We start from the raw sequence: 12,685 nt of genomic DNA, 5'->3' as shown, positions 1-12,685 counted from the left end.
CCCGGTCCGGCACCCTGGGCACCACATCGACGCGAACCCCATCAGGTTGTCCCCGCCGGTGTAGACCAGCCGCGACCCGCGCCGCCCTCCACCCTCCAGAAGGAGCATCGGATGACCACCACCCGCACCATGCCCGACCCCGCAGCGGTCGGCGAGCGAGCTGCCGAGATCCTCAACCTCATCAAGGGTGACGAGGCCTACGGGCGACTCAGCGACTCGTCCAAGAAGTACGTCGACTGCTGGGCGACCTTCACCGGCTACCCGGTTGTCGCCCAGTGGAACCTCGAAGCGGACAAGGCCGCCCTGTTCGACGAGGCCATGAAGGCCCTGAGCCTCAAAGCCGCCGTCCACGGGCTCACCGGCGACGAGAGCACCGCCGAGTTGCTGATCTCGCTGCCGGTCGACGAGATGACCCACGCGGTCCTTGCCCAGCACAACCTCGTGACCGCGCTCCAGGTTCGCATCGGCGTGCTGCTGCCGCACATGACCGACCTCGAAGAGTTCGGCTGGGAACCCGGGGACTACACCTCCCAGTGCTACGCCGCCGCGGGCTGGGGCAACATGCCCGACCGCTACTGGATCGGGACCGTCGAAGCCAGGCGCCGCCTGGCGTTCCTCGACCAGGCTTACGCCAACGTCGGCATCAAGGGCCTGGGCCGCGAACACGACTTCACCTTCGCCGACACCGGCGGCACTCTCGTTGCCGTCTAGCGTCCGGCCAGCTCGTGGGACATGACCCGGCGCATCGCCGCCACTACGTCCCGTGAACCGAACCGCTGCGACGCGATGGCCTCTGCCTCGTACAAGGTGGAGGCCATCCGCTCCGGTGAAGCGCACCGCAGCAATGCGACGAGCCACGCCTCAAGCAGCGTCGGATCATCCGGCAACTCAAGATCCGCAGCGCTCGGGACCGGCGCCGGGGTAGCACTCGGCGGCAACGGCACGCCAGCGCTGGCATACAGCGCGGGCGGCAAGCCGACGCGGTAGGGGTGAACACACGTCGGTGCGCCCGTCACCACATTGGCTCGCCACCCCCGGTCACGGTCATACCGGTTGTCGGCACCAGGCCGGTCCACCACGTCGAACGCACCGAAACGCAACAGCTGAGCTGGGCACACCTCACAGGTCGCCGCCTGGACCTCCTCCGGAGGCAGGAACAGCTCATCGAGCGCCATAACCGCAAGCCTAGAGGGAGGGTCGTACGGTGAGCCACCTGCGCAGACCGCGACACCCGGTCGTGGAACGAGCCCTGCGGCTGTCGCGGCACTACTGCGCGGGCAACATCATCGACGATGCGCCCGCGTTCGCCCACGCCTGCAAGGTCGCGGTGATGCTCGCCCGGTACGTCCCAGACGCGACGCCCGAGATGATCGCCGCCGCGCTCCTTCACGACGCACCCGAGTTCGTCTCACCCAGCGTCAACCTTGACAACGTGCTCAAACACGCCATCGGAGATGGCGTGGCACCCCTGGTCAACGCCATCCACACCGAACACGCCGCCATGATGTCCGGCGCCGCGCCACGCGTTCCCGGTCAGCCAGTCACCCAGATCATGGCCGCCGACAAAGTCGTGGCCTTCAGCGCGCTCGTCAGGCGCGCCGGCCGGGCACCGGATGAGTGCGAGTTCTGGGCCAAGCGCACGGCCCTGCAGAGTCTGTTCCCCTGGTTCGAGCAGTGGTGCGAGATGGCCGCGCCGCAGCTCCCCGAGTCCCTGCACACCGCAGTCAGCCTGGCCCTTGCCAGGCTCGAAACGGCCGCGGTTGCACGACCGCAACCAGCCTCACCAACTCCGGGCGGCAGCAACGTCACCCCGTTGCCGGCGCCCGGTTAGACCGGCCCCGGGCGTACAGCCTTTCCTCGACAGTTCGGCTATACCGCCCGGGGCCCTATCAGACCTGCGCTGGCCCGGCACCGGTCGCCCTCGACGGTTGTGCGGACGGGAGCTGCCCTCTCAAGTGGAAGCCGGGACTGGCTCACGGTGTGTTTGGGTCCTCCGACATTCGGAGCGGCAGTTCGCTGACGACTGCTGCGATCAATGCCGTGGTGGCGTCGTCGCCGAACCAATCCGGCAGTGCCAGGGGGAGTCCTCGAAGCAGATCGTCGAGCATGACCCGGGGGCCCTTCCATGCCTGCAACGCCGGGCTAGTCAGCCGCAGTCGATCCACGTAGCCGGCCAGGAAGCCCATCAGGTCGGCGCGGTGGTCGCGCCAGAGCGCGGCTGCCGCAACGCCAAACGAATGGCCTGGATGGACGGGCGTCCCCGGCGTGTAGGACCCGCAGTTCGCCGTGAGCAGCCAGTCCGCCTCGGCGTTGAGCAAGCCGCGAATCGCCAGGTCGAATAATTCGGCCGACACGTCATACCGTTTCACGCGTCTCCCTTCGGTCCGGCCGTTCCATCATTGGTGTCGGCGCATCTGCTGGCCTGGTCGCCCCGCCATCTTGCCCCGCCCATTTCGCCGCGTACAGCACCCTTCAGCACATCGAGCCGAACACCTGTTCGATAATGTGGGCGTGGAGGGGATGACGTCAGCGGAACAGTTGGCCCGGGCGATCGAACGAGGGGCGCGCCCACCAGCGGTCACTATTCATCTGCCCGCCGACAGCGCGCATGGGGTCCTGCTGTGCTGGGGGAGTCACCCGGCCGCAGGATGGATCGGGGGAGTGGCCTTGCTGCGCACCGAACGTCACCACCGGGCGCTCATCACCATGTGGGTGCCGTCCTACCTGCTGCAACCCAGTCCAACGATGAACTACAGCCGGGTGCCCCGCGTGCAGCTGACCGGTGCCGCAGATCAGTGGCCCTCGCTGCCACCGTTCTATCCTGGTGCAGCCGACGAGTGGCGCAGCCGCCACCGACACGAGATCTTCCGCCCAGTTCGGTAGCTCCCAACCGATGACCTCAGACCGAGGCGGTCAGTGTTCGGGTTACCAGCCGTGTGCGATTGCGAGCGCGAATTGGCTTGGCGTAGGTCGTCGGTGGTGTCGCCGGGGCGACGCCTGGGCCACAGCTGGCGCCTGCTGGCCGTCATGTCGCGATGTTCCGCCCGGAGGAGAGCTTTCGGAAGAGGGACTGCCAGCGGCTGGTTGATTCGCTACCTTCTGCTCCGGGATCGCGTTCACCGGAACGCCATGGAGCGGTGCTTGGTCGATGCAGAAGCCTGGATCGTCGCGAAGAGGGCAGACTCAGGGATTCCCCCTTGGTTATCCCCACTCGGGCTCTTCCCCTGATGCTTCGCACCCGCCAGCAGTTCCAGCCCGCCGACCTGAGGTCGGCAGGCTCTGCCAATAGTCGCCGCCCGGTGATCGGCCGGGCTGCGGCGCGCCCACGTCGCGCAGCTATACGAGGGGCCTGGTTGTTGGCTCGCCTGCCGGCGGGCGTGGAGGCCAGGCAAGGAACTCCACGGTGAGCGTTCGGCCGCTCAGCACCGCACCCACGTGCGTGGGTGGGCTGCTCAACGGCTGGACGGCTACGGGTTGCGCTGTGTGGTGGTGATGAGCTGGTGTTCGGTGGGGGAGGCGAGGACTTCGAACGGGGCGCGGCCGGTGTCGCCGACCAGGAGCGCCTCTCCGCGGCGGGCGGTGGTGAGGAAGGTGCGTTCGGGTTCGGTGAGCGTGAATGCCTCCTGTACGTGGTCGATGGCTTGGGTGGCTTGGCGCATCAGCAGTTGGGTGGCGGCGTTGGAAACGACGGCGCGGCCGAGGTCGGTGGACAGCACGTCGGCGACGTCCTGGGTGATCAGCGCCAGTCCGGTGTGGCGTTTGCGGGCGGCTTTGGCCATCGCGTAGAGCCATCCGGCGGCGGACGGGTCGCGTAGTAGTTGCCAGGCTTCGTCGACGACGACCAGTCGGCGCTGGGTGGCCTCGGGCTGGTCGACGTCGCGCCAGATGCTGTCCAGGGCCAGCAGCATGCCGATGGCGCGTAGCTCGTCGGGCAGGTGGCGTAGTGACCAGACGACCACCTGGTGGTGGGGTCGGGTGGTGGTGGGCCCGTCGAACAGCGACTTGAACGAGCCGGTGGTGTAGGGGGCGAGTCGTGTGGCCAGGCGGTGTCCGGCCGGGCCGTCGAGGGTGGCGGCCAGGTCGGCCAGCAGTGGTGCAGGGGTGCGCCAGGTGGCCGGGTCGCCGGTGATGCCGGCCTGGGCGTAGGCGGTGATGATGGCGTGGTCGAGCGCGACCCGCTGGTCGGGTTGCAGCGGCCCGCCCGCCAGGACGGCGACGAGGGTGTGCAGGAACAGCGCGCGGCGGGTCAGGGTGTCCGGTCGCCGGCTGCCGGTGGGCAGATCGAGCGGGTTGAGCCGCACGTCGGGTGCGCCGAGCTGGACCACGGTGCCGCCGACGGCGGCTGCGAGATGGGTGTATTCGTCTTCGGGGTCGATGACTGCCGCGTGCACGCCCTGGTACAGGTTGCGGAGTAGGTCGAGTTTGGCGAGGTAGCTTTTGCCGGCGCCGGACCGGGCGATCAGGACGGAGTTGTGGTTGTCCTGCGCCCAGCGGTCCCACCAGACGATGCCGCCGGTGGCGGTGTTGATCCCGTACAGGATGCCGTTGTCGTCGGCTGGGCGTCCCGGTGGCGGCTGGGGCAGGTCGGTGCTGGTGTGGGGCAGTGCCATGGCCAGCGCGTCGGTGTCCAGGGTCCGGCCGTGCCGCAGCTGGTCGACGCCGACGGGCAGGGTGGATCGCCAGCCGTCGAGGTGCCGCCAGGTCGCCGGTTGCAGATCCAGCAGCATGCTCGCCGCGGCCGAGCGCAGCTGGCTGGTGGCATCGGTCAGCTCGCCTTCGGTGTGGGCGTGGACGGTCAGGTATGCGCCGACGGTGAACAGGCGGGTCGCGCCTCGGGCGACGCCGGTGGCCAGGTCCGCGGCGTCGTCGGCGGCGGCGTGCACGGCCGGATCGCCGAGCCGGCCGCTGTCGGCGTCGGCATGACGGGCCGACTCCAGGCGGGCGCGCTGGCGGCGCAGCAGCGCTGCGGCGTCTTCCGGTTGGAGGGGGTCGATGTGGAGGGACAGGTCGAGCCGGCCGGGGAACGACAGCAGGGTTTCCAGCCAGGCGGCGGGCAGCGTGTCCGGGTAGCCGGTGACCAGGTAGGTGGCGGTCCAGTGGTCGTCGACGCGCAGCGCGCGGGGCAGGGTTTCGACCGTGGCCGGGATCAGCGCTGCTGGCTGTGGCCGGTCGGCGGGGGCTGTGGTTGTGCGTGTCATGGCTGGTCCTCGGTGCGGGAGGGGCGGGTGGCGGTGATGATCGCGTCGGGTAGGGCGTGCCCCCAGACGGTGGGCTGCCAGGGGTCGGCTGCCGCGTACAGCAGGTCGGTGACGGTGGTGCCGTCGAGGATCCGGGCGTTCGCGCCGGTGCCGGACAGGGCGCGCACGGTGTGGGTGGCGGTGCGGCGCACGCTGGCGGGGTCGGGGCCGCGGTGGGTGATGACGACCTGCCGGCGTAGCGGGTCCCGGTCGGCGGCGAGTTGGCGCAGGAACCGGGCGTGGTCGGCGGCCACCGCGGCGAGCCCGGGATCGGGCAGCGTGTCGGCGCCGTCGTCGATTCGGTCGGCGGGGTGGTCGAGGTCCACCGGGCGGGTGCTGACGGTGATCTGGGTGTGTCCGGACAGGCCGGCGCACCAGCGGGTGTATCCGTCCAGCACGCTGTCCTGGTCGTCGGGGCCGCGCAGCAGGAACCCGACCGTGCCCACGCCGACCAGAACCGCGTACTGCCCGTCGAGCAGGGTCACGGTGCCGTCGGCGTCGACACCGGTGGCGGGCAGCCGCAACACCGTCACCTGAGCTTCGGGCGCTGCTACGGCAGCGTGGCGTTTCGGTGCGCGGGCCAGGCGCATTGCGTGCCACAGCCATCGGTCCAGGCCGAGCCCGTCACGGCGGCCGATCGTCACGGCGATGGCGATCGCGGCGATCGGGATCGCGCCGATCAGCAGAACGATGCCGGGTAGCAGCGGTGAGAGCAGGCGGTGGGCAAGCCACAGCCCGGCTGCGGTGCCGCCCAGGATCGTCAGCTGGCGGGCGGTGAGACCGGCGAAGATTCGATCCGGCTGGGTGACGTCGGCTGGCACGCTGGCGGCCCGGATGCGGCTCATGACGTCCTCCGTCGCAAGCGCAGGCTGGCGGGGGATCCGGTGCGAGCCGGCCGCCACACCGGTCGGGGCTGGCTCGGGGCCAGGTGTGTGTGCTGGTGCGAATACTGGTGCGAGCCGCGTTCATGCACGTGGGAGTGTTGGACGGCGTTCTCGCCGTACAGGTTGGTGACCTGACGTTCGCCGCTGCTGTGGTAGTGCACCTGGTTGCGGATGGCCGATCCCCGCGGGACGGCGGCGGCGGTTCCCCGGCCTCGCATGCGCAACCTGCCCACGACCTGCTGCACTACCAGCATCCGGAACAGGCCCGACAGGGTGGAGCCGCCGCCGCTGCCGGTGCGCAGCATCCGGCGCACAAACCGGGGGATCAACGCCACCTGCGCGGTGACCAGCGCCGCCAGCGCCAGGTTCAGCGTGCCGTTGGGATCGACCGGTAGGCCCATCTTCACCGCGAACGACCCCTGCGGGTCGGCCAGGGCCGACCAGGCGACCGTCAACGCCGTCGCCTGCAGCACCTGGGTGACCAGCGCGCCGGCCAGTGTGCGCCACCAGCCGTCGGCGATCGGCTGGGTCGCCGGGAACGTGTGGCAGGCCAGCGCGACCGGCGCCACCCCGGCGACGATCACCAGCTGCCCGAACCGCACCATCCAGCTGACCAGCAGTGCCGCAAGCGCCACTGTCAGGCAGTTGTGCAGGACCAGTTCCAGCAGCAGGGTGTCGGGATGGGTTTGCACGCTGGCCAGATGATCGCGGATCTGGCGGATGGCGTCCTGGGTGGAGAAGTTGACACCGGTCAGCGCCCGGGTCAACTCGTTGGCGGCCCGGATCGACACCGACACGATCAGCGACGAGCAGTTCGCGGCCACCATCGCCATGGCGAACCGCGGCCCGAGCATCCGCAGCGTGTACCGGGACTGCTCGGCGCCGCCGGAGAGCAGATGCAACGTGCCGATCACTGCGATGATCAGCAGCATCGCCGTGTTGACGACCGCCTGCGACAGCGATGACATGTGGCGCACTTGCGGGAACCCGGTGACATCCGGCGAGATGAACACCGAGGCGGTCAGCAATTGCCACAGCCAGTCCAGAATGTGCCCGAGCTGTGCGGCCAGGAAGGAAAGCACTGCGGAGACGAGCGCTCCGCCCACGCTGCCCACGGCTAGATCCCCAGGATCGACTTGGCGATCCGCACCAGCAGCGGCGCCAACCCGGCGATCGCATAGCCGATCAGCGCGCTGCGCACTGATCGCTTTGCCCCGTCGATCTGCTGCGGGTCACCGCCGGCCAGCAGGTACCGCACTCCACCGACGGTGAGATACAGGGTGGCGATGGTGGCCACGATCCCCACCAGCCAGCCGGTGGCCCGGGACAGGATCGACAGCAGGGCTTCGGTGCCCGAAGGCTCCGGTCCTGGAACGAGCTGGAACATGACGGTCTCCAACAGCCGAACGTGGAGACCGTCCGCGAACGCCACCAACATGCGGCATGCTCGCTGCCAGCCAACACTCCTTTCCGGTCGGGCATTCAGGCGGCAGCGGCATCTCGGGCGAGCGTTCGCGCGTTCGCGGACGGTCACGCCAGCCCCTAAAACCGGCGCATCCTCCTAAGCCAAAAAAGAGGCCCTGGATTACATGCGCACGGCGAAAATCTTCGAAGATCTTTCCGCCGCCTGGGACTACGCCGACGGGCTGTGGGCGGCCCGGGCTGCCCGTGGGGCCGGCCTGACGTCACGTCCGAGCTGCTGACGGGCGGCGCTGACGTGCGCGCGGACATGTTCGCGATGCTCGGTCAGCGCGTCCCACGGCCGGTCGCCCGCCAGCGGTCCCCGATCGAGACCGACCGCAGCCGCGTACTGGCCGCTGTCCACGAGCCGGTTGAACTGCCACCAGTCGGTGTCCACTGCAGCCGGGTCGAGCCGATAACGCGCGCCGGCGGTCGCGAGCGCGCTGACCCCGCTGTCCGGGTGGCGTAGCACCGTGCGCAGCTCGGACACGCAGGTGTTCAAGCTGCCCGGCGCGGTCTTGCGGCGCACATGACCGAACACCCACTCCAGCAGATCTTCACGCTCGCAGCCGTCCGGGTGTAGCGCCAGCAGGACAGCGATCTGTTTGGTCCCGGACCGCACGATGCGCAACGGCTGGCCCTGCGGCCCGAACAGCTGGACCTCGCCGAGCACGTCCAGCTGGAAACGTCTCACGCCGCCGTCGTTGCCGGGTGACGGCGTCTGGGCCGGGCTGGCGTCGGCCACATCGGGATGGTCGTGCTCGGCGGCCATCGCGAGCACCTCGGCGAACGACGGGCCGTCCAGGCGGTTCAACCGCATCGCGACATCGTGGCCGGAGACGTCGCCGTTCGCGTCGACCGTCCAGGTGACGCCTTGCGCCCACATGCCGGCGACGATGATGTGGATGTTGTGCGGGTGGCCGAGGTCGGCCAGCGCGGCGAGCCGGGTCGCGTCGTCCGCCTGTGGAACGTCGGCGATGACGACCAGCGGCCCTGCCGTCTTCGGCGCGGCTGCGCCGGACGCACCGTGCTGGTACCGGTCGTGGATCTCCATTTGCAGCTGGTGCAGCAAAGCCGCCGTGGATTGGGCTACGTCGAGGTGTTCGATCTGAATGTCGCCCGTGCCGAGCCGCGCCATCACATCGGCGGTCACGACGACCCGTGCTGTTCCTCCGGGATAGCCGTGCTCGCCGGATGTCAGCAGGGAGGCGAGGATGCCGCGTAGTGCGGCGTCGGCACCCGATCCGGCCAGTCCGACACCTCGCTGGGGAAGCGATGACACGTCCAGCTGCTGGTCGCCGGCGGCGCCCAGCATCGCCGGGACAGTCGTCCCCGCAGCCGCAGTCTGCTCCAGCAGCGCACGGTGCACGTCCTGGAGTTCCGGGCGGTCGTGGGCCGTGGTGTCGGTGTCGTCAGAATCCGTGGCGTCTGCTGTCTGTGTCACCTCGTCGCCGTCGTCGGCAAGCGGTTCCGGTCGGGTGATGTGACGGATCAGCACCGGCAAACCGGCAGGTGGTTGCGTCCGGGCACGACGCCGCAGCAGCACCGACGCGTACAGGGCCAGGATGGCCGCGGCCGTCGACCAGGCCAGCCAGCCGCCCGGCAGCTCGACGCCATCCCGCGGGGACGCGGCAGTCTCAGCCTCGTCCTGCCGATCACCTGCCGCCGACGGAGAAGGCGCAGCCGATGTCACTGCCGGCGGGCTCGGTGGCGAGGGGCTGACCGGTTCGACCTTCGGCGGAGCGGCAGGCGCCACCGAGGGCGTGTCCGCGCGGCGTGCGCCCGCCGGGGCCACCGCATCGGCGGGCAGCCGCAGGTCCCAGCGGGGATAGATCCGGTCGCAGTCCCGCAGAGTGCCGCCGACGCGCGGCCAATGCCGGTGAGCGTTCAGGCGGCAGATCTCCGGCCACCGGCCGGCGTCGCCCAGCCACTGACGCGCGATCGTCGACATCGTGTCGCCCTTGCGCACGAGCACGTGATAGCGGTGACCGCGCAGCAGGAACGTGACCGTCGTGCGGTGACCCGGCGTTGCTGTCGCAGCCACCGTGGGCGTCGCCGCGGTTGCCACGGTGGCGACCGCCGCCGGCGGGCCCGCTGCGGCGTGGACCGGAACGACCGTGGCGCCGACGACCCCGGCGACGACCGTGTGCACGCCTGCGGGCAGCCGCAGGCGGGGAAGCCGGACATTGCCCAGCCGCGCCGCGAGGTCGCTCAGCAGCAGGTAGACGAGCACGAGCCAGGTCAGCCAGCCGACAGCGCTGATGACGTGCAGCGCCATCGGCCACGTGACCGCGGTCTGCGGCCAGCCGGAGATCTCCGCCGAGGTGGGCATTGGCGAGCCGACGAACGAGATCAGGACGAGCGGCAAACCCGCCAGCCACAACGCCACCGCCACCATGCGGGCCAGTCCTCGCACAACCGTCGCGATGATCCGTGCCAGCCTGCGCATACCCTGGCTCCCTCCGTGAACCGCCCACCTGTGCTTTCGCGGTTGCTGACGCATTCCAATGCATTGTCGGGACAGCGAGCATCCCACAGATCGGCAAGACTGTCCGTTATGGAGCCTGTACGGTTGGCAATCGACTTCGGCACGAGCCGGACCGTCGCCGTCGCGGCACTGGGCAACCGCCGCATCCCCATCGGACCCAGCAGCTCACCATCCGGGACACCGGCCAAGAGCGCGCTCACCGTCATGACCTCCGACGACGCTGCCGTCGACGCGGTCGCGCAGATCCTGAGCGACATCAGAGAACAGGCCCGCCGCACCGTCGGCGAGCCCACCGAGGCGGTGCTCACCGCACCTGCGGCCTGGGGACCGCGACGCAAAGAACTCCTGCGGCGCGCCGCCGTCCACGCCGGCCTGCCCAACCCGCGGGTCGTCGCCGACCCCATTGCGGCCGCCGCCTACGCCGCCACCATCGCACCGGTCGCGACGGGCGAGACGGTTCTCGTGTGCGACATCGGGGCCGGATTCACCGAAGTCACCGTCGTGCAGCGCGACGCAACCGGCTGGACGCAGTTGGCGACCCAGCCGGTGCCCGCCGCGACCGGCCGCCACCTGCAAACGGAACTGGCGAAGATCGCAGCACAGACGCTCACCGACCTGCCGCCGGGCGTCCTTGCCGACAGCATCCACACAGCCCTGCTCGCGACGGCCCCAGGCCAGCGCGCGGTCGTCGTCCCACCCGAGCCACATCCGCCCGTCGTCCTCACCGCCGAACAGATCGACATTGTGGCCGAGCCCATGCGACGCGACCTTGCCACTGCCATCCGCGCCACCATCGACGCGGCAGACATCGACCCCGACACGATGACCGCAGCGATCGTCCTCGGCGGCCCCGCCGCCACGCTGCAGGCTGGCCACCTGATCGCCGAACGCTGCGGCATCACACCCATCGGCCCACAGGATCCGATCCACGCGGTCGCACTCGGCGCGCTCGCCCTCACCCATCACACGCCCGACCAGGCTGAACAGCCTCATATGTCGCAGGACGCCCGCACGATTGCCTGGCGGAAACTTCTGCGCCCGCCACACATCATCGGGACAGCGTTACTGGCCGCCGCCGGCGGGCTCGTCGTCTACCAGGAAATCCAACGGCTGCACGCCGTCTCCGACATCTACAGAGGCGTCGACTACGTCAAGCTCGCCATCTTCTTCCAAGGCCCGACCTTCGCCGCAGCCGGGCTCATGCTCACCCTCGCCGCGATAGCCATCGGCGCATACCTGGCCACCGCCCTGCAACTCGACGACCAGGACAACCGAACACCTGGCCAGCGCGGCGGTCTGGCCGGACGAGCGCTGGCGTTCTCCGCCGTCGTCGGCCTGGCTGTCGCGGGACTGTTCGGGCTGCTCACCGAAACGCTTCTAGGTTTCGTCACTGGCATCACACCCAACTTCGTCCTGGCGACCCTTGCCGCATCGTTCCTGCCCGCAGTGCTGTGCATCGCGGCCGGTCTCATCGCGCCGCTGGTCCCTCGCCTGCGCGGCCAAGCGTGGGCACGACACCTGCACCCGCCAGTCGGCGCAGCGCTGCTGGCCGCAGCCGGAATCAGCGGCATGATCCAACGCGACCTGCACCTGGCATTCCTGCCAGAGTCCTTGCGCTACATCGCCTTGTATGAACCCATCGCCCGTATCGGCGCCGGACTGCTCGGCGTGGCCGTCGCGCTCACCCTCATCCGTCATGGACCGGCCCGGCTGATCCTTGCCGTCATCCTCGGAGCAGGATTCGCCATCGTCTACGGCTTCCAGGCGGTAAGCGCCATGACCATGATCTACCTGCTCGCCATCAGCGTCTGGTGGATTCGTCAAACCGTCAGGATCGTCGTTGATGGCCATCCATCGAGCCTCTGGGTCAAGATACGCGCGTCTCTCACGCAAAGCCCGACCTCGCCCGAACCCGAAGTTGGAAAGTAAGGCGGCGATCAGCGTCACTGCCTTGGTGATCACCACGCTCACGGGCTGTTTCCTGGGTCGGGGCGACCACGTCGTCGGGGCTGGTTTCGCCGGCGGGCTGGCACTTTCCGGCCAGCGTCGTCCCCTCGGGAGGCATTGGTGACCGGGGCTTGGGGTCCCAGACCTGAGCATCATGCGGCTCTGCCAGATGGCGAGATTGGTGGCCGCGTTCAGATCACATCCGCCTGATGTCCGCACACGGCACAGGTGAACACCCGCACCGACAACGACAGTTCGGCCACGACCGCGCCACACACGGAGAAGGGGTGAGGATGATGATCTCGGCGGAGAACGAAGGGGCTGGCATGATCACCACGTCGGCCTGAATATAGGCTGTCATCAGTGGCATTCATCCTATTCCGATTGCAAATCGCCACTATCGCAGCGCCTGCGCCTGGTCCAAGACCACATCACTGGTGCGCCGCGCGCTCCACGGACACGGGAATGCCATCGGGATTAGCGCGCGGCGCGAGGAGAATTTTAGCCGTGGGCCGGGGTGAACGTGAAGGGGACTCGCCATTCTCATCTGGTCCCGCGACGAGGTGTTGGCGCGTGTCCGCGTACGGCCTGACGTGACGGTGTGTGTACGGGCTCACGTGTAGGTCGGTCTCCGGTGGTGTGGCCGGGAGAGTGGGTCACCCTTCGGA

Annotated in this window: 11 protein-coding genes; 4 read left to right on the top strand and 7 right to left on the bottom strand. The window is 69.3% G+C overall.

Annotated elements, in window-relative coordinates; genetic code table 11:
- Positions 1 to 111: 111 nt before the first annotated feature.
- Positions 112 to 711 carry a hypothetical protein gene (locus tag AB0M47_RS39120; protein WP_363423229.1) on the top strand — a complete coding sequence of 200 codons (600 nt, stop codon included), beginning with the start codon at positions 112 to 114 and terminating at the stop codon, positions 709 to 711.
- Here the strand turns inward: AB0M47_RS39120 and AB0M47_RS39115 are convergent.
- Positions 708 to 1,175 carry a hypothetical protein gene (locus tag AB0M47_RS39115; RefSeq protein ID WP_363423227.1) on the bottom strand — a complete coding sequence of 156 codons (468 nt, stop codon included), beginning with the start codon at positions 1,173 to 1,175 and terminating at the stop codon, positions 708 to 710. The two genes, AB0M47_RS39120 and AB0M47_RS39115, sit on opposite strands and share 4 nt — an antisense overlap.
- A 29-nt stretch (positions 1,176 to 1,204) precedes the next feature.
- Between AB0M47_RS39115 and AB0M47_RS39110 the strand changes: the two genes are divergently transcribed.
- Complete coding sequence (locus AB0M47_RS39110) at positions 1,205 to 1,831, top strand: HD domain-containing protein (protein ID WP_363423226.1); 627 nt, start codon at positions 1,205 to 1,207, stop codon at positions 1,829 to 1,831.
- 142 nt (positions 1,832 to 1,973) lie between these two features.
- On the opposite strand, the gene AB0M47_RS39105 is transcribed toward AB0M47_RS39110, so the two are convergent.
- The gene (locus tag AB0M47_RS39105) at positions 1,974 to 2,369 is read right to left on the bottom strand and encodes a hypothetical protein (protein WP_363423224.1); all 396 of its coding nucleotides are present in this window, start codon (positions 2,367 to 2,369) and stop codon (positions 1,974 to 1,976) included.
- 298 nt (positions 2,370 to 2,667) lie between these two features.
- On the opposite strand from AB0M47_RS39105, the gene AB0M47_RS39100 reads away from it, so the two are divergent.
- Complete coding sequence (locus AB0M47_RS39100) at positions 2,668 to 2,883, top strand: hypothetical protein (RefSeq protein WP_363423222.1); 216 nt, start codon at positions 2,668 to 2,670, stop codon at positions 2,881 to 2,883.
- A 584-nt stretch (positions 2,884 to 3,467) separates the two neighbouring features.
- Here the strand turns inward: AB0M47_RS39100 and AB0M47_RS39095 are convergent.
- From AB0M47_RS39095 to AB0M47_RS39075, 5 genes are all read right to left on the bottom strand, one after another.
- Complete coding sequence (locus tag AB0M47_RS39095; protein ID WP_363423220.1) at positions 3,468 to 5,198, bottom strand: DUF87 domain-containing protein; 1,731 nt, start codon at positions 5,196 to 5,198, stop codon at positions 3,468 to 3,470.
- The gene (locus AB0M47_RS39090; protein WP_363423219.1) at positions 5,195 to 6,082 is read right to left on the bottom strand and encodes a PrgI family protein; all 888 of its coding nucleotides are present in this window, start codon (positions 6,080 to 6,082) and stop codon (positions 5,195 to 5,197) included. Before AB0M47_RS39090 ends, AB0M47_RS39095 begins: the two co-directional genes overlap by 4 nt.
- Complete coding sequence (locus tag AB0M47_RS39085; protein ID WP_363423217.1) at positions 6,079 to 7,236, bottom strand: hypothetical protein; 1,158 nt, start codon at positions 7,234 to 7,236, stop codon at positions 6,079 to 6,081. Before AB0M47_RS39085 ends, AB0M47_RS39090 begins: the two co-directional genes overlap by 4 nt.
- Positions 7,237 to 7,238: 2 nt before the next feature.
- The gene (locus AB0M47_RS39080; RefSeq protein ID WP_363423215.1) at positions 7,239 to 7,559 is read right to left on the bottom strand and encodes a pilin; all 321 of its coding nucleotides are present in this window, start codon (positions 7,557 to 7,559) and stop codon (positions 7,239 to 7,241) included.
- A gap of 195 nt (positions 7,560 to 7,754) precedes the next feature.
- A complete protein-coding gene (locus AB0M47_RS39075) occupies positions 7,755 to 10,031 on the bottom strand; it encodes a hypothetical protein (RefSeq protein WP_363423214.1) in 2,277 nt (758 codons plus the stop codon).
- A 123-nt stretch (positions 10,032 to 10,154) separates the two neighbouring features.
- Between AB0M47_RS39075 and AB0M47_RS39070 the strand changes: the two genes are divergently transcribed.
- Positions 10,155 to 11,999 carry an Hsp70 family protein gene (locus tag AB0M47_RS39070; RefSeq protein WP_363423212.1) on the top strand — a complete coding sequence of 615 codons (1,845 nt, stop codon included), beginning with the start codon at positions 10,155 to 10,157 and terminating at the stop codon, positions 11,997 to 11,999.
- Positions 12,000 to 12,685: the final 686 nt, after the last annotated feature.

The organism is Hamadaea sp. NPDC051192, from assembly GCF_040682475.1.
Lineage (GTDB): Bacteria > Actinomycetota > Actinomycetes > Mycobacteriales > Micromonosporaceae > Hamadaea > Hamadaea flava.
Note: the sequence above shows the minus strand (reverse complement) of the source record. Positions and strands in the feature narration are given on the sequence as shown.

Excerpts from the sequence above, each read along its gene's own strand:
- AB0M47_RS39120 (WP_363423229.1), top strand. The coding sequence starts at position 112 with ATGACCACCACCCGCACCATGCCCGACCCCGCAGCGGTCGGCGAGCGA.
- AB0M47_RS39115 (WP_363423227.1), bottom strand. The coding sequence starts at position 1,175 with ATGGCGCTCGATGAGCTGTTCCTGCCTCCGGAGGAGGTCCAGGCGGCG.
- AB0M47_RS39080 (WP_363423215.1), bottom strand. The coding sequence starts at position 7,559 with ATGTTGGTGGCGTTCGCGGACGGTCTCCACGTTCGGCTGTTGGAGACC.
- AB0M47_RS39095 (WP_363423220.1), bottom strand. The coding sequence starts at position 5,198 with ATGACACGCACAACCACAGCCCCCGCCGACCGGCCACAGCCAGCAGCG.
- AB0M47_RS39090 (WP_363423219.1), bottom strand. The coding sequence starts at position 6,082 with ATGAGCCGCATCCGGGCCGCCAGCGTGCCAGCCGACGTCACCCAGCCG.
- AB0M47_RS39075 (WP_363423214.1), bottom strand. The coding sequence starts at position 10,031 with ATGCGCAGGCTGGCACGGATCATCGCGACGGTTGTGCGAGGACTGGCC.